General features: G+C 61.6%; 12 protein-coding genes. 5 read left to right on the top strand and 7 right to left on the bottom strand.

What is annotated here, in order from left to right:
* Positions 1-157: 157 nt before the first annotated feature.
* Positions 158-373, bottom strand: coding sequence for a ribosome modulation factor (rmf, locus tag C9990_RS07765; RefSeq protein ID WP_002553055.1), 216 nt, complete (start codon positions 371-373; stop codon positions 158-160).
* Positions 374-915: 542 nt separating this feature from the next.
* Between rmf and rlmKL the strand changes: the two genes are divergently transcribed.
* Both rlmKL and C9990_RS07775 read left to right on the top strand, forming a co-directional pair.
* Positions 916-3,180, top strand: coding sequence for a bifunctional 23S rRNA (guanine(2069)-N(7))-methyltransferase RlmK/23S rRNA (guanine(2445)-N(2))-methyltransferase RlmL (rlmKL, locus tag C9990_RS07770; RefSeq protein ID WP_065909542.1), 2,265 nt, complete (start codon positions 916-918; stop codon positions 3,178-3,180).
* Positions 3,181-3,319: 139 nt separating this feature from the next.
* A complete protein-coding gene (locus C9990_RS07775; protein WP_106802949.1) occupies positions 3,320-5,758 on the top strand; it encodes a diguanylate cyclase in 2,439 nt (812 codons plus the stop codon).
* A gap of 35 nt (positions 5,759-5,793) precedes the next feature.
* On the opposite strand, the gene dacB is transcribed toward C9990_RS07775, so the two are convergent.
* On the bottom strand, positions 5,794-7,254 hold the full coding sequence (gene dacB, locus C9990_RS07780; protein ID WP_106802950.1) for a D-alanyl-D-alanine carboxypeptidase/D-alanyl-D-alanine-endopeptidase: 1,461 nt from the start codon (positions 7,252-7,254) through the stop codon (positions 5,794-5,796).
* 238 nt (positions 7,255-7,492) lie between these two features.
* Between dacB and C9990_RS07785 the strand changes: the two genes are divergently transcribed.
* Complete coding sequence (locus tag C9990_RS07785) at positions 7,493-7,837, top strand: YggL family protein (RefSeq protein WP_106802951.1); 345 nt, start codon at positions 7,493-7,495, stop codon at positions 7,835-7,837.
* 56 nt (positions 7,838-7,893) lie between these two features.
* Here C9990_RS07785 and C9990_RS07790 read toward each other — a convergent pair whose 3' ends face one another.
* Positions 7,894-9,084, bottom strand: a complete 1,191-nt coding sequence (locus C9990_RS07790) for a benzoate/H(+) symporter BenE family transporter (RefSeq protein ID WP_106802952.1) — start codon at positions 9,082-9,084, stop codon at positions 7,894-7,896.
* Between the two features lie 225 nt (positions 9,085-9,309).
* Between C9990_RS07790 and C9990_RS07795 the strand changes: the two genes are divergently transcribed.
* On the top strand, positions 9,310-10,074 hold the full coding sequence (locus C9990_RS07795) for a GntR family transcriptional regulator (RefSeq protein ID WP_017477154.1): 765 nt from the start codon (positions 9,310-9,312) through the stop codon (positions 10,072-10,074).
* 138 nt (positions 10,075-10,212) lie between these two features.
* Here C9990_RS07795 and guaD read toward each other — a convergent pair whose 3' ends face one another.
* The 4 genes from guaD to xdhA form a co-directional block, all read right to left on the bottom strand.
* On the bottom strand, positions 10,213-11,517 hold the full coding sequence (gene guaD, locus C9990_RS07800; protein WP_106805611.1) for a guanine deaminase: 1,305 nt from the start codon (positions 11,515-11,517) through the stop codon (positions 10,213-10,215).
* Positions 11,518-11,524: 7 nt separating this feature from the next.
* The gene (gene xdhC / locus C9990_RS07805) at positions 11,525-12,382 is read right to left on the bottom strand and encodes a xanthine dehydrogenase accessory protein XdhC (RefSeq protein WP_065909550.1); all 858 of its coding nucleotides are present in this window, start codon (positions 12,380-12,382) and stop codon (positions 11,525-11,527) included.
* 123 nt (positions 12,383-12,505) lie between these two features.
* Positions 12,506-14,905 (bottom strand): xanthine dehydrogenase molybdopterin binding subunit, encoded by a 2,400-nt coding sequence (xdhB, locus tag C9990_RS07810; RefSeq protein WP_065909552.1) that lies wholly within the window; start codon positions 14,903-14,905, stop codon positions 12,506-12,508.
* A complete protein-coding gene (gene xdhA / locus C9990_RS07815) occupies positions 14,898-16,346 on the bottom strand; it encodes a xanthine dehydrogenase small subunit (RefSeq protein WP_106802953.1) in 1,449 nt (482 codons plus the stop codon). Before xdhA ends, xdhB begins: the two co-directional genes overlap by 8 nt.
* Before the next feature lie 280 nt (positions 16,347-16,626).
* Here xdhA and C9990_RS07820 point away from each other — a divergent pair, with 280 nt between their 5' ends.
* On the top strand, positions 16,627-17,286 hold the full coding sequence (locus C9990_RS07820) for a GntR family transcriptional regulator (protein WP_065909555.1): 660 nt from the start codon (positions 16,627-16,629) through the stop codon (positions 17,284-17,286).
* Positions 17,287-17,288 lie beyond the last annotated feature (2 nt).

Raw genomic sequence — 17,288 nt, forward strand, 5'->3', positions numbered from 1 at the left:
GGCCTGCCGCGCAACCCAACACGCGGCAAGCCTGTTCGCGAGAATAAAAAAGGGCTCCTCAAAAGGAGCCCCCTGGGCCGAAGCCCGCCGCCTGGATAGGGCGTGCGTGGTTAAGTCGTTGCGTATTCGTGGTGATGTCGGAATTAAAAGCCCTTGATTAGCCGACGGCGTGAAGTTCGTTGAGTCTGTGGATGCCCGCAGTGCCAGTCATACCGTCCCAGTTGTCGCCACGTCCTTCTCGCCAGCCGTTGATCCAGGCTTGGCGTACCGACGGTAGAGTAAATGGGCAAAGCTCACGGGATTTGCCATGAACGCCATATTGATATCCGCGTAAAAATGCTCTTTCCAACGGATCACGCTTAAGTCTTCTCATAGGGTGTTTCCCTCACTTGTTGACTGTCTAGATATCCTTCGGCCTCGTCCGAGGCCGGGCAGAGTTTTTCTGCCGTTGGTGGGCTCGCTGCCGGCGTGGCGAGCCTATGTGTCGGCGTCGTTACGGCGCCAACCTGTGTTGAGTTCTAACCAATAGGTCACATGGATTCAATGATCGTTTTGTCATAAGCACGTAACGATAACGATGCTATAGCCATAAGCTGGGCTGGCTTTTCGCCCCATTTATTCGGCAAAGCCAGCTATGATGCACCCTGCAAAGAGGACAGGTTTAATCCTTTAGTGAGAATGCCCGCTCGTTGCAGTCGGTTATTATTCGACGAAGGGTCGGAATATTTCGTTTTGTTACTGCTTTGTTGTTTGGAAACTTCTCTCTGCCCCGTCGATAAAGGCTCAAGCGCCCGTCAGACGGGGTGGGACGGCACATTCGTGCCACGCGAGCACTCTTCAAGAAAAGTGCTTGATTGAAAACCGAACCGGCGATGCGTCGCCCGTTCATTTATTGCTGAAAAGCCTGGAATGCCCATGTCGGACCGTTTTGAACTCTTCCTCACTTGCCCCAAGGGCCTCGAAGGCCTGCTGATCGAGGAAGCCGTCGGGCTTGGCCTTGAGGAAGCCCGCGAGCACACCTCGGCCGTGCGCGGCATGGCCGACATGGAAACCGCCTACCGCCTGTGCCTCTGGTCGCGCCTCGCTAACCGCGTGCTGCTGGTGCTCAAGCGCTTCCCGATGAAGGACGCCGAGGACCTCTACCACGGCGTGCTGGATATCGAATGGGCCGACCACATGGTCCCGGACGGCACCCTGGCCGTGGAGTTCAGCGGCCACGGCTCGGGCATCGACAACACGCACTTCGGCGCCCTCAAGGTCAAGGATGCGATCGTCGACAAGCTGCGCACCCCGACCGGCGAACGTCCGTCCATCGACAAGATCAACCCGGACCTGCGCATCCACCTGCGCCTGGACCGTGGCGAAGCCATCCTGTCCCTCGACCTCTCCGGCCACAGCTTGCACCAGCGCGGCTATCGCCTGCAGCAGGGCGCCGCGCCGTTGAAGGAAAACCTGGCCGCTGCGATCCTGATCCGTGCAGGCTGGCCGCGTATTGCTGCCGAAGGCGGCGCGTTGACGGACCCGATGTGCGGCGTGGGTACCTTCCTGGTGGAAGGCGCAATGATCGCCGCCGACATGGCGCCCAACCTGAACCGCGAGCTGTGGGGTTTCACCACCTGGCTCGGTCACGTCCCGGCGCTGTGGAAAAAACTGCACGCCGAAGCTGCCGAACGTGCGGCCATCGGCATGAACAAGCCGCCGTTGTGGGTGCGTGGCTATGAAGCCGACCCACGCCTTATCCAGCCTGCGCGTAACAACATCGAGCGCGCCGGTCTCAGCCACTGGATCAAGGTGTACCAGGGCGAAGTCGGCACCTTCGAGCCGCGCCCGGACCAGCACCAGAAAGGCCTGGTGATCTGCAACCCGCCGTACGGCGAGCGCCTGGGTGACGAAGCCAGCCTGCTGTACCTCTACCAGAACCTCGGCGAGCGTCTGCGCCAGGCGTGCATGGGGTGGGAGGCGGCAGTGTTCACCGGCGCGCCGGACCTCGGCAAGCGCATGGGCATCCGCAGCCACAAGCAGTACTCGTTCTGGAACGGCGCCTTGCCGTGCAAATTGCTGCTGATCAAAGTCAATCCGGATCAGTTCGTCACTGGCGAGCGCCGTACCCCGGAACAGCGCCAGGCCGAGCGTGAGCAAGCCGCCTACGACCAGGCCCCGGCCGAGCCGCAAGAGCGCCAGTACAACAAGAACGGTAACCCGATCAAGCCGGCCCCGGCCCCCGTGGTCGAGCAGGCGCGCCTGAGCGAAGGCGGGCAGATGTTCGCCAACCGCCTGCAGAAAAACCTCAAGCTGCTGGGCAAGTGGGCCAAGCGTGAAGGCGTGGATTGCTATCGGGTGTACGACGCCGACATGCCGGAATACTCGATGGCCATCGACCTGTACCACGACTGGGTGCACGTGCAGGAATACGCCGCGCCGAAGTCCATCGACCCGGAAAAAGCCTCGGCGCGCATGTTCGATGCCCTGGCCGCGATTCCCCAGGCGCTGAACATCGACAAGAGCCGCGTGGTGGTCAAGCGTCGCGAGCGTCAGAGCGGCACCAAGCAGTACGAGCGCCAAAGCGCCCAGGGCAAGTTCACCGAGGTCAGCGAAGGCGGCGTGAAGCTGCTGGTCAACCTCACCGACTACCTGGACACCGGCCTGTTCCTAGACCACCGCCCGATGCGCATGCGCATCCAGAAGGAAGCGGCCGGCAAGCGCTTCCTCAATCTGTACTGCTACACCGCCACCGCCAGTGTGCACGCTGCCAAGGGCGGCGCGCGCAGCACCACCAGCGTCGACCTGTCCAAGACCTACCTGGATTGGGCTCGTCGCAATTTCTCGCTCAACGGTTTTTCCGACAAGAACCGCCTGGAGCAGGGTGATGTGATGGCGTGGCTGGAGGCCAGCCGCGATGAGTTCGACCTGATCTTCATCGACCCGCCGACCTTCTCCAACTCCAAGCGCATGGAAGGCATCTTCGACGTGCAGCGTGACCACGTGCAGTTGCTCGACCTGGCCATGGCCCGCCTGGCACCGGGTGGCGTGCTGTACTTCTCGAACAACTTCCGCAAGTTCCAGCTCGAGGACAACCTCAGCGAACGCTACGCGGTCGAGGAAATCAGCGACAAGACCATCGACCCGGATTTTGCGCGTAATGCGAAGATCCATCGGGCGTGGAAAATCACCGCTCGCTGATGGTTGCACCAAAAAGCCGCAAGCCTTGAATATTCGGGACTTGCGGCTTTTTTATGCTGGTCAAATACCGGTCCCATAGCTATAACTTAACGCCTAGCCAAAGTGACACCCCCGCACACTGGCGTTGTGAGTGTTGCCTATGCCGTTGAACGCCGTCCGCCCGAAAATCCTAGGCTTTATCAGTGAGCAGGCATCGGCTTGGCTGGTGGCGTTGGTGGTGTTATTGGCAGGGTTCGCGCTGACCGCAATCGTCGCCTGGGCGGCTTCCGATCTCTATCAGCAACAGGTGCGCCAGCGCTTTCAGTTGCTGGTCAACGAACGGTATACCCGTCTGCAGGAGCGCTTCGAAGACCAGGAGCAGCGCCTGAACAGCCTGCGGCGGTTCTTCGTCAATTCCGATGATGTGTCCCGCGATGAGTTCGACGGTTTCGCCCAGCCCTTGTTGTTGCGCGCCCGTGCCTATTCCTGGGCGCCGCGGGTATTTCGCAAGCAGCGCCGGCAATTTGAACAAGAGGTGTCGCGCCTGCGCGGTACCCCGTTTGTTATCCGTGAGTTGAGTTCGGCCGGCGAGTTGGCCCCGGCGCCCGAGCGCGACGAATACGTGCCGGTGCTCTACAGCCAGACCCAAAGCCTGTTGGGCGCACCGTTGGGTTTTGACCTGCTGGCTCAACCGCTGCGGCGCTCGGCGCTTGAGCGTGCGCAATCGAGTGGCAAGCTGGCAGTGTCGCAACCGATGCAGTTGGTCGGTGTAGAACCTGGCTACTCAACCGGGGTATTGCTGGTGGCGCCGGTCAGCACCCCGGCGACTTCCGGGCAGTCGCCGAATGAACCCTACGGCTACGTGATGGCGGTGATCAGCATGCGCCAGTTGGTCGCCGATGGGTTGCCCAAGCCGGACCGCGACAATCTGGTGATGCAGATTGTCGATACCTCCGATGTGCAAAAGCGCGTGCTTTTCGAGTCCGAGAATGCCGTGGGCGACAGCGACCTCATCGGCGCGCGCCGCCTGACCCTGGGCGATCACGTGTACGCCTTGAGCCTGCGCCCGAGCCAGGTGTTCGACCAGGCCAACCATTCTTCACTGACCACGATCCTGAGCATGGGCGGCTTGCTCAGCCTGCTGCTCAGCAGCCTGCTCTATGTACTGGTGAGCCAGCGCCAGCGCGCGTTGAAACTGGTGGAGCAACGTACCGTGCAGTTGCGCCAGCGCGAGCAGGAGCTGCGCGGGGCCCACGGTCAATTGCGCAGCGTGCTGAATGCCGCCACCCAGGTTGCGATCATCGCCACCGATCTGCGCGGGGTGATCAACACTTTTAACGCCGGGGCCGAGCAGATGCTGGGGTTCAAGGCCGACCAGGTCATGGGCACGCACACCCTCGAAAGCCTGCACCTGGCCTCGGAACTGGAAGCGCGCGCCAGCAGTTTGAGCGTGATGTTGGGCAAGCGCATCCCGGCGAGCCAGGCGATGCTGGTGGAAAGCCCCGACAACCTGCACGAAGCCCGCGAGTGGACATTGCTGCGCGAGGACGGCAGCCCATTGACCGTGAACATGTTGGCCACCGTGCTGCTGGATGACCATGGCCTGTGGATCGGCCACCTGGCCATTTACCTCGATGTGACCGAGCAGAAGCGCGCCTATGAGGCACTCGCTGCGCGCGACCGGCTGCTCAAGAAGCTCAGCGCGCATGTGCCCGGCGGCATCTTCCAGTTCACCTTGGAGCCGCAGGACAATTGGAAATTCATCTACGCCAGCGACGGCATGCGCGACATCTATGAGATCGAGCCTGGCGTGTTGCAGCAGGATGCGACGAAGGTCTTCGAGCGGATCCATCCGCTGGATGCGGAGCGCGTGCGCACCTCGATTCGCCTATCGGCGTTGCAGTTGAGCCATTGGCGCGAAGAGTACCGGGTGCTGTTGCCACAACGCGGCCTGCGCTGGATTCGTGGCGAAGCCACGCCAGAAGAATTACCCAGCGGCGGTACGCTGTGGCATGGCTACGTGTCGGATATTTCCGATCTCAAGCGGGTAGAGGAGGAACTGCGCGCGCTGTCCATCACCGATTCCCTCACCGGGATTCACAACCGACGCTACTTCCAGGATCGCCTCAAGGCCGAGATGGTCAGGCTCAACCGCGCTTCAGGGGCGTTGTCGGTGATCATGCTCGATGTCGACCACTTCAAGCGCATCAACGATCAGCATGGGCATGCGGTGGGCGACGGGGTGCTGCAGGAATTGTGCAAACGCATCAGCCAGCGCCTGCGCCGCAGCGATGTGTTCTGCCGCCTGGGGGGCGAGGAGTTCATGGTGCTGTGCCCCAACACCCAGGGCGAGCAGGCTTACAGCCTGGCGCTGGAGCTGTGGCAATCGCTGCGCAATGCGCCGATGGCGCCGGTGGGCATCGTCACCGCCAGTTTTGGCGTGGCCAGTTGGCGGGTCGATGAAGGTATTGATGGGCTGCTGTTGCGTGCCGACTCGGCGGTGTATGTGGCCAAGCAGGCCGGCAGGGATCGAGTCGAAACGTGTGGCAGCGGGCTCGCCCGCGACAGCGGTCTATCAGCCACCGGGTACAGCGACTGATAGTGCCGAGCGCGGGTAAGCGCTTGTTGCGCGGTCTAAAGCACCGGGGCGGGCGCCGCCAGTTTCGGCTGGCGATACAGGTCCAGCAGCACTTGATCCAGCACCGACGAAGCGCCCCACGGCTTCGGATCGTTGAGGATCGCCACCACTGCCCAGGTGTTGCCGTTGTTGTCGCGGCTGAAGCCGGCGATGGCCCGCACGGTGTTCAGGGTGCCGGTCTTGACGTGGGCTTCGCCGCGCATGGCGGTGGTCTTCAAGCGTTTACGCATGGTGCCGTCGGTGCCGGCAATCGGCAGCGAGCTGATGTACTCCGCGGCGTAGGGGCTTTTCCACGCGGCTTGCAGCATGGCGGCCATCTCGCGGGCGCTGACGCGTTCGGCCCGTGACAGGCCGGAACCGTTCTCCATCACCAGGTGCGGCGCGGTGATGCCTTTCTTCGCCAGCCATTGGCGCACGACGCGTTGCGCGGCCTTGGCATCGTCGCCGTCGGCGTCGTTGCGAAACTGCGCGCCCAGGCTCAGGAACAACTGCTGGGCCATGGTGTTGTTACTGTATTTGTTGATGTCGCGGATGATCTCCGCCAGGTCCGGCGAAAACGCACGGGCGAGGACCTTGGCATCCTTGGGCACCGGTGCCTGGATGTCACGGCCCTGGATGGTGCCGCCCAGTTCCTGCCAGATCGCCCGCACCGCGCCGGCGGTGTAGGTCGCGTGGTCCAGCAGCGACAGATAGGTCTGCGAGCTGCAGCCGTCGGCCAGTTGGCCGCTGACGGTGACCGTCACGCTGCCATCCGCCGCGGTAACCGGGTTGTAGCGCACGTCGCCGGTGCACTGCTTGGCGTTGGACACCTTGACCTGGTTGTCGATGCGGATGCTGGCAATCGGCGGCTCGACCGACACCAGTACCCGGCCGGAATCGTTGCGGGTCACGAAGCGCAGGGCCTTGAGGTTGACCAGCAGGGCGTCGGGCTTGACCAGGAACGGCTTGTTCTCGTCGTTGCCATCATCATTGAATTCGGGCAATTGCGGCTGGTTGAAGAAGCTGCGGTCCAGCACCAGGTCGCCGGTGACTTGCTGCACGCCATTGGCGCGCAGGTCGCGCATCAGCAGCCAGAGCTTTTCCATGTTCAGCTTGGGGTCGCCACCGCCCTTGAGGTACAGGTTGCCGTGCAGCACGCCACCGCTGAGGGTGCCGTCGGTGTAGAACTCGGTCTTCCATTGATGGTTGGGACCGAGCATTTCCAGGGCCGCGTAGGTGGTGACCAGCTTCATGGTGGAGGCCGGGTTCACCGAGACATCGGCGTTGAAGACCGTGGGGGTGCCCGGGCCGTTCAGGGGGATCATCACCAGGGACAGCGCGGTGTTTTGCAGCTTGGCCTTGGCGAGTGCCTGCTGGACATTCGGGGGCAGGGTATTGGTGGTCGGGGCAGCGGAGGTGGAAAAGGCCAGTGGCAGAAGAAAACCGGCAAGCACTACTGAACGCAACGATTTGATCATAAGAAATAAAACCCTACTGCTGAGGAGGGTGAAAAAGGCGAGGGGTAAATAAGAAAAATCCCTCAATGGTCATGAAAGTGTCGGCATTATGCCCCAAGGTGGATCCAGTTGTAGCTGAACGATAGCTGGTAATCGGCGTTTTTTTCACCGGCAATTTGCCGCCTGTCCTAGAGAGTCGGGCAATCGTCACCTTAAACTGCTAAAGTGCCGCCCGTTATTACTTATGAGGATTGTTCCAATGGCGACTAACCGTTCCCGGCGTCTGCGCAAAAAACTGTGCGTTGATGAATTTCAAGAGCTGGGTTTCGAACTGAACCTGGATTTCAAAGAAGGTTTGGATGATGAAGCGGTTGACGCGTTCCTCGAAGCATTCCTGACCGAAGCGATGGATGGCAATGGCCTGGACTACGTCGGCGGCGATGACTTCGGTCTGGTGTGCAAAGCCACTCGTGGTTCGGTCACCGAAGAGCAACGTGCAATCGTTGAAGCGTGGCTCAAGGCCCGCCCAGAGCTGACTCGCGTTGAAGTAAGCGCGCTGTTGGACGCCTGGCATCCAGAAACGCCGATCAACCCGGCGGTCTGATGTCATGAAAAAAGCGACCCTGCGGGGTCGCTTTTTTGTGCCTGGCGTTTAAGCAATCAGGCCTTGCGCCAATTCAGGATCAGCAGCGTCAACACCCCCGCGACAATCCCCCAGAACGCCGAACCGATCGAAAACAACGTCAGCCCCGACGCGGTGACCATAAAGGTGATCAGCGCCGCTTCGCGTTCCTTCGGCTCATTCATGGCGATGCTCAAGCCGTTGATGATCGAGCCAAACAGCGCCAGGGCCGCAATCGACAGCACCAGCTCCTTGGGCAAGGCTGCAAACAACGCCGCCAGCGTCGCGCCGAATACCCCGGCAATCCCGTAGAACACACCACACCAAACCGCCGCCGTATAGCGCTTGTTGCGGTCTTCGTGTGCATGCGGCCCGGTGCAGATCGCCGCGCTGATCGCCGCCAGGTTGATGCCGTGGGAACCGAACGGTGCCAGCACCAGCGAGGCCAGGCCGGTCGCGGTGATCAGCGGTGAGGCCGGCACGTTGTAGCCGTCGGCGCGCAACACGGCGACGCCGGGCATGTTCTGCGAGGTCATCGCCACCACGAACAGCGGGATGCCGATACTGATCGTCGCCGCCAACGAGAAGTGCGGCGTGGTCCATACCGGCGTTGCCACTTCGAGATGAAAGCCGCTGAAATCCAGGAGTCCCATCAAGCCGGAAAGCACGCTGCCGATCACCAGCGCGGCCAGCACCGCATAGCGTGGCGACAGGCGCTTGATGATCAGGTACGTGAAAAACATCCCCAATACCAGGCCGGTGCGGTGCTGCGCGGCGACGAAGATCTCGCTGCCGATCTTGAACAGGATGCCGGCGAGCAGGGCCGCTGCGAGTGACGCCGGGATGCGCTTGACGAGCTTTTCGAAGCTGCCCGTCAGCCCGCAGAGCGTCACCAGCACCGCGCAGGTGATGTAGGCACCGATGGCTTCGCCATAACTCACGCCGCCCAGGCTGGTGATCAGCAGCGCGGCGCCGGGGGTGGACCAGGCGATGGTGATCGGTGTGCGATAGCGCAGCGACAAGCCGATGCTGCACACCGCCATGCCAATGGAAATCGCCCATATCCACGAAGAAATCTGCGCTGTGGTCAAGCCGGCGGCCTGGCCGGCCTGGAACATCAGGACCAGGGAGCTGGTGTAGCCGGTCATCATGGCGATGAAGCCGGCGACGACGGCCGACGCAGAAGTGTCGGCCAGCGGGCGCAAAGGCGCTTGGGTGGCGTCGTTCATGGAAAGGTGATCCTTTTACCTGGGTTTTGCCGGTAACGGCACGGTTTCAAGCCTAAACTCAAACGTGACGATTCATTGCAATACAGCCGTGACCGCAAACAGCCGTACAGTGTGTTGGCGCTGTGGGTTGTGTACAATGTGCCCTGTTTTTAGGTGATACTTGCCAGCGACCCGCTGTTGCCGTATTACCCTTAATTCGCCGCCGTTCTCCAAACCCGAGTGCCCATGAACGAACAGTTGCAACCTCTCAAGAAACAACCGCGAGCCGGCAAGGCCGGTCGCAGCGGAACCCAGGACGATATCGTCTACGCGCATATCTTCGAAGCGATCCTCGAACAACGCCTGGCGCCCGGAACCAAGTTGAGTGAAGAGGCACTGGGCGAAATCTTCGGCGTCAGCCGCACCATCATTCGCCGTGCACTCTCGCGCCTGGCCCATGAAGGCGTGGTGTTGCTGCGGCCCAATCGGGGTGCGGTGGTGGCCAGCCCCAGTGTCGAAGAAGCGCGCCAGGTGTTCCTGGCCCGGCGCCTGGTGGAGCGAGCGATTACCGAGCTGGCAGTGCAGCACGCCACGGCCGAACAATTGGCCGAGCTGCGTCAGATGGTCAACGACGAGCGCGACAGCTTCTCTCGTGGCGATCGCGGTGCCGGCATCCGCCTCTCCGGCGAATTCCACCTCAAGCTGGCCGAAGCGGCGAAGAATGCGCCACTGATCAGCTTCCAGCGCAGCCTGGTGTCCCAGACCTCGTTGATCATCGCCCAGTACGAAAGCGGCAACCGCTCGCACTGTTCCTACGATGAGCACACGCAGTTGATCGACGCGATCGAAGCGCGCGATGCAGGGTTGGCAGTGAATTTGATGATGCACCACATGGACCACATCGACAGCAAGCTCAACCTCGATGAGGAAAGCGCGTCGGATGATTTGCATGCGGTGTTTTCGCATTTGTTGCAGACCAAGAAGCCGGGGCGCTCTTCGGTCAAGCTCTGATGTGCCAAGCTCACCACTAACAAAATGTGGGAGCGGGCTTGCTCGCGAAAGCGGTGGATCAGTCAGCCTATCCAGGGACTGATACTCCGCCTTCGCGAGCAAGCCCGCTCCCACATTTGTTTTGCGGTGCGGTCAGGATCAGCGTTGATGCACGAGCTGGCCCGCCGCGTAGGTCTGTAGAACCGTCCGATCATCCCCCAGCGTCATCAGCACAAACAACGTCTCGGCAATGTTCTGGGCCTGCTTCAGGCGATAGCTCAGCAGCGGTGTGGCGTTGTAATCCAGCACCAGGAAATCCGCATCGGTGCCGGGCTGCAACGTGCCGATCTTGTCTTCCAGGCGCAGTGCCTTCGCGCCACCCAACGTGGCCAGGTACAGCGACTTGAACGGGCTCAAGCGTGCGCCCTGCAACTGCATGACCTTGTACGCTTCGTTCAAGGTCTGCAGCAGCGAAAAGCTGGTGCCGCCGCCCACGTCCGTGCCCAGGCCCACATTCAGGTTGTGCTTCTCCGCCATCGGCAGGTTGAACAGGCCACTGCCGAGGAAGAAGTTCGAGGTCGGGCAGAACGCGACCGCCGAGCCCGTCTCCGCCAGCCGCGCACACTCGTCGTCACACAAGTGCACGCCGTGGGCAAACACCGAGCGCTCGCCGAGCAATTTGTAATGGTCGTACACATCCAGGTAGCCGTTGCGCTCCGGGAACAGCGCCTTCACCCACTCGATTTCCTGCTTGTTCTCACTGATGTGAGTCTGCATGTAGAGGTCCGGGTATTCGCTCAGCAACTGCCCTGCGAGGGTCAGCTGTTGCGGTGTACTGGTCGGTGCGAAACGTGGCGTCACGGCGTAGTGCAAACGGCCCTTGCCATGCCAGCGCTCGATCAGCGCCTTGCTTTCCTGGTAACCGGACTCGGCGGTGTCGGTCAGGTAGTCCGGGGCGTTGCGGTCCATCATCACCTTGCCGGCGATCATGCGCAGGTCGAGTTTCTCGGCGGCTTCGAAAAATGCATTCACCGACTGCGGGTGCACACTGCCGAACACCAGCGCGGTGGTGGTGCCGTTGCGCAGCAATTCCTTGATAAAAATATCCGCGACTTCTTCGGCGTGGGCCTTGTCGGCGAACTGGCTTTCGCACGGGAACGTGTAGGTGTTGAGCCAGTCGAGCAATTGCTCGCCATAGGCGCCGACCATGCCGGTCTGCGGCAGGTGGATATGGGTGTCGATCAGGCCCGGGGTGATCAGCGCGTCCTGGTAATGGGTGATTTCGATATCGGCGGGCAATGTCGGCAGCACGTCGCTGGCATGGCCAACTGCACTGATCCGGCCGTTTTCAATTACCAGCAGGCCATCCTCGAAATACTCGTAGGAGGCTTCGATCCCAACGATAGCGGGGTCAGCGAGGCTGTGCAGAATGGCGGCACGGTAGGCTTTGCGAGTCAAAGGCATGGTCATCTCAATTCTTGGCAAAAGAAGTCAAAGCTTGGCTGCGGCGCGAGGCCGGCAGCAGTTTGGCAATGGGTTCGGCGCTCGCAGTGTGCTGGCCGAAATTGGCGTTATAGGTGGCGATGATTTCGCCGGCGATGGAGATCGCGATCTCCACTGGCAATTTGCCCTTCACCTCGGTGAGGCCCATCGGGCAATGCATACGCTGTAGTTGCGCGGTATCAAAACCGCGATCACGCAGGCGGTGTTCGAACTTGACGCGTTTGGTCTTCGAACCGATCAGGCCGAAGTAGGTGAAGTCATTGCGCTTGAGCAGGGCGGCGGTCAGTTCCAGGTCCAGCGCGTGATTGTGGGTCATGACGATGCAGTAACTGCCCACCGGCAGGTCGGCAATTTCGTCGACCGGCTCTTCGCTGACGATTTTACGCACGCCTTCGGGGATATGTTCCGGAAACTCCTGGTCACGGGAGTCGATCCAGCGCACCCGGCACGGCAGGCTCGCCAGCAGGGGCACCAGCGCGCGGCCGACATGGCCGGCGCCGAACACGGCGATCTGCGCCTGCACCTGGCCCATGGGTTCGAACAGCAGCACGGTCACGCCACCGCAGCACTGGCCGAGGCTTGCACCCAGACTGAAGCGTTCCAGATGGGTGTTCTGCTGGCCACGTACGAGCATGTCACGGGCGATCTGCATCGCCTTGTATTCCAGGTGGCCGCCGCCGATGGTGTCGAAGGTCTGTGCGGCGCTGATGACCATCTTCGAGCCGGCATTGCGCGGCGTGGAGCCGAGCTCTTCGATGATGGTCACCAGTACGCAGGGTTCACCGCGGTTCTGCAGGTCGGCGAGGGCGCTGATCCAGTAGTTCATGATTACCTCAACATCTCTGTTGTCAGTCCAACCGCTATCGCAGGCAAGCCAGCTCCCACATTTGATTGGGTTCACACATCAACATGTGGGAGCCGGGCTTGCCCGCGATGGCAGCGCCTGGGTCTAAAGCGAAGCCAGCTCGGTTTGCGTTTCCACAGCTTTTGCAGCAGTCAGTTGGCGCATTTGCTCACACCCCCACAACACGCGCTCCGGCGTCGCCGGCGCATCGATCTGCGGCTGATGGCGATAGTCACCCAGGCTCGCCACGGCGTCCTTGATCGCACACCACGAAGCAATCCCGAGCATGAACGGCGGCTCGCCCACGGCCTTGGAATGGAACACCGTGTCTTCCGGGTTCTTGCGGTTTTCCACCAGCTTCACGCGCAGGTCCAGCGGCATGTCGGCGACGGCCGGGATCTTGTAGCTGGCCGGGCCGTTGGTCATCAGCTTGCCCTTGTTGTTCCACACCAGCTCCTCCATGGTCAGCCAGCCCATGCCCTGGATAAAGCCGCCTTCGACCTGGCCGATGTCGATGGCCGGGTTCAGCGAGGCGCCCACGTCGTGGAGGATGTCGGTGCGCAGCATCTTGTACTCGCCGGTCAGGGTGTCGACGATCACTTCGCAGCACGCCGCGCCGAACGCGAAGTAGTAGAACGGCCGACCGCGCGCCTGGCTGCGGTCGTAGAAGATTTTCGGGGTCTTGTAGAAGCCGGTGCTCGACAGCGACACCTGGGCGAAATACGCCTGTTGGATCAGCGCCTCAAAGGTCAGGATCTGGTCACGCACGCGCACATGGCCGTTATGGAATTCCACGTCCGCTTCGCTCACGTCGTACTTGCGCGCGGCGAATTCCACCAGGCGCTGCTTGATGGTTTCGGCAGCGTTCTGCGCGGCCTTGCCGTTCAGGTCGGCACCGCTGGAGGCAGCGGTCGGCGAGGTGTTGGGCACTTTGTCGGTGTTGGTGGCGGTGATCTGCACACGGTCGATTTCGACCTGGAACACTTCGGCCACCACTTGCGCGACCTTGGTGTTCAAGCCCTGGCCCATCTCGGTGCCGCCGTGGTTGAGATGGATGCTGCCGTCGGTGTAGATATGGATCAACGCGCCGGCCTGGTTGAGGAAGCTTGCGGTAAACGAAATACCGAACTTGACCGGGGTCAGCGCCAGGCCTTTTTTCAGGATCGGGCTGTGGGCGTTGTACAGGCGAATCGCTTCGCGGCGCTCGGCGTATTGGCTGCTGGCTTCAAGCTCGGCGGTCATCTCTTCGAGCATGTTGTGCTCGACGGTCTGGTAGTAATGCGTGACGTTGCGCTCGGTCTTGCCGTAGTAGTTGGCTTTGCGCACGGCCAGCGGGTCCAGCGCCAGGTGACGGGCGATGGCGTCCATCACTTCCTCGATGGCGACCATCCCTTGCGGGCCGCCGAAACCGCGATAGGCGGTGTTGGACGCGGTGTTGGTCTTGCAGCGATGGCCGTTGACCGTGGCATCGCCCAGGTAGTACGAGTTGTCGGCGTGGAACATCGCGCGGTCGACGATCGAGTTCGACAGGTCCGGCGAGCAACCGCAGTTACCTGCCAGTTCCAGGTTGATCCCGTGCAGGCGTCCGCTGTCGTCGAAGCCCACGTCGTATTCGATATAGAACGGGTGGCGCTTGCCGGTCATCAGCATGTCTTCGACGCGCGGCAGGCGCATCTTGGTCGGCTGGCCGGTGAGGCGCGCGACTACGGCACACAGGCATGCCGGGCTGGCGGCCTGGGTTTCCTTGCCGCCGAAACCGCCGCCCATGCGGCGCATGTCGACGACGATTTTGTTCATCGACACGTCGAGCACTTCGGCCACCAGTTTCTGCACTTCGGTGGGGTTCTGCGTGGAGCAGTAGACGATCATGCCGCCGTCTTCGGTGGGCATCACCGAGGAGATCTGGGTTTCCAGGTAGAAGTGTTCCTGGCCGCCGATATGCAGGGTGCCCTGGATGCGGTTTTTGGCGGTCGCCAGGGCGCCCGTCGAATCACCGCGCTGGTGGGTGTGGCTGTCGAGCACGAAATGTTTTTTGCGAAAGGCTTCGACCACGTCCAGCACCGGTTCGAGGTCCTCGTATTCGATCACCGCCGCCATCGCCGCCTGGCGGGCGGTCTCCAGGTCACGCGCGGCCACGGCAAGTACTACCTGGCCGACGAACTGCACGGTGTCGATGGCCAGCAACGGGTCGCCGGGCATCAGCGGGCCGATGTCCTTCAGGCCGGGCACGTCTTCATGGGTGATGACTATGCGCACGCCGTCGAAGGCGTAGCAGGGCGCCGTATCGATGCTGACGATGCGGGCGTGGGCGCGGTCGGACATGCGTGCATACAGGTGCAACTGGTTGGGGAATTCCAGGCGGTCATCGATGTACTGCGCTTCACCGCTGACGTGCTTGGCGGCGCTGTCATGCTTGACGCTGCGGCCGACCCCGGACGTGAGGTCCTGGGCAAACAGCTCGGCGAGTTCGGCCTGGGTTTTGACCACGACGTGATGGTTAGACATAAGCGGTCACCCGAGTCTCGATATGCGGCGTTTGCAGTTCGATGAAGTATTTGCGCAGCAGGTTCTGGGCGCTGAGCAGGCGGTATTCCTTGCTGGCGCGAAAGTCCGACAGCGGGGTGAAATCCTCGGCCAGGGCGGCGCAGGCTTTCTCCACCGTGGCGGCATTCCAGGTCGCGCCGACCAACGCGGCTTCGCAGCTTTTCGCGCGTTTGGGCGTGGCGGCCATGCCCCCGAAGGCGGCACGTGCTTGGCTGATCACGCCGTTGTCGATCTTCAGATTGAAGGCGGCGCAGACGGCGGAAATATCATCGTCCAGGCGCTTGGACACCTTGTACGCGCGAAACAGTGCGTGGCCCTTGGGCACGATGATTTTCTCGATGAACTCACTGTCCTGGCGGGCGGTGACGCGGTAGTCGATGAAATAATCTTCCAGCGCCAGCGTGCGGCGCACATCGCCTTTGCACAACACGATCTGCGCGCCCAGCGCGATCAGCAGCGGCGGTGAATCACCAATCGGCGAGGCGTTGCCGATATTGCCGCCGAGGGTGCCCTGGTTGCGGATCTGCAACGAGGCGAAGCGGTGCAGCAGGTCGCCGAAATCCGGGTATTCGTGGTGCAGCGCGGTGTAGCAGTCGGAGAGGGCGGTGGCGGCGCCGATTTCCAGGCGATCGTCGAAGTCTTCGATGCGCTTCATCTCTTCGATGTTGCCGACGTAGATCATCACCGGCAGCGTGCGGTGGAACTGCGTGACTTCCAGCGCCAGGTCGGTGCCACCGGCCAGCAGGCGGGCTTGCGGGTAGGCGTCGTAGAGGTCGGCCAGGTCGGCGACGGTCAGGGGCACCAGGCAGCGTTTGTCGCCGCTGTTGAGTTCGCCGGTCTGAGTCGGCGCGATGGCTTTGAGGCGGGCGATGGTCTCGGCCTGGCGGCTGTCGAACTGGTCCACCGGCTTGTTGCAGCAGGCCTGTTCGGCGGCGGCCAGAATCGGCCGATAGCCGGTGCAGCGGCACAGATTGCCGGCCAGCGCTTCATGGGCTTTCTGACTGTCGGGCGCGTCGCTGTTTTTTTGCAGCGCAAACAGCGACATCACAAAGCCCGGGGTGCAAAAACCGCATTGCGAACCGTGGCACTCCACCATGGCTTTTTGCACGCTGTGCAGTTGGCCTTGATGCTTGAGGTCTTCGACGCTGATCAGTTGTTTGCCGTGCAGGGACGAGACGAAAGTCAGGCACGAGTTGAGGCTGCGATAGCGGATCTGCTCGGCACCCTGGGCATCCCGGTGCAGTTCGCCGACCACCACCGTGCACGCACCGCAGTCGCCGCTGGCGCAGCCTTCCTTGGTGCCGGATTTGCCCAGGTGCTCACGCAAGTAGTTGAGCACGGTCAGGTTGGGGTCCAGGGCGTGCTCGCTACGGAGTTCCTGGTTAAGTAAAAACTGGATCACGGAAGGCCTCGCAGACTCATTATTGTTGTTAACCGCTTTGCGCCGAATCTAGTCATGTCTGACTTTTCGGTCAACGATTTTCTGACCAGAAGGTCAAGAAATTGCGATCACAACACTTTCAATTATGGTCCAGTCTTCTGAAACCGGCGTTTTATGGGGCTTTTGCCTTTTCAGCGCTGCTTATTTCGTGCCAAATTCGCGCTTGTGGGCCCAGCGCCATCAGCCAGCATTTGCGCTACACTGCCGCGCTTGTACCGATAGAAGATTTTGAAGGGAAAACATGACGTTCAAGGCGCCGGACAGTCTCGCCGAGCAAATCGCTCACCACCTCGCCGAACGTATCATTCGCGGCGATCTCAAGCCTGGGGAACGGATCCAGGAACAGAAAGTCACGCTGGCGCTCAATGTCAGCCGTGGTTCCGTGCGTGAAGCCCTGCTGATCCTCGAGCGTCGCCACCTGATCGCGATCCTGCCGCGCCGGGGCGCCCACGTCACCGAACTCACTGCACACAAGGTCCAGAGCCTGTGCACGCTGATGGGCGAGCTGTACATCCTGCTCGGCAATGCAGTGGCCCAGGGCTGGCAGGTGCAGGCCGACATGGCGCCGTTCCTGCAGATCCAGCAACGCCTGATCTCCAGCTTCGAGCGCCAGGACATCCGCGCCTTCGTCGAAGAAAGCTTCAACGTCATGCGCGCCGCGTACCCCTTTGCCAACAACCCGTATCTGCAGGAAACCGTCGAGAACCTGCAGCCGGCGATGAACCGCGCCTATTACCTGGCGCTGGATCAACGCAAGGCCTCCATGAGTGAATACCTCGTGCTGTTCGAGCAGCTGCTCGCCGCCGTGCTCGCCCGTGACCTGGCGCAGATTCGCCTGGTGCTGTCGGCCTACGGCCAGCGCAGTTGCTCGTTGGTCATCGCTGCGTTGGCGGACGCCTAAGC

It is taken from the genome of Pseudomonas sp. S5D5 (genome assembly GCF_003013355.1).
GTDB lineage: Bacteria > Pseudomonadota > Gammaproteobacteria > Pseudomonadales > Pseudomonadaceae > Aquipseudomonas > Aquipseudomonas aylmerensis.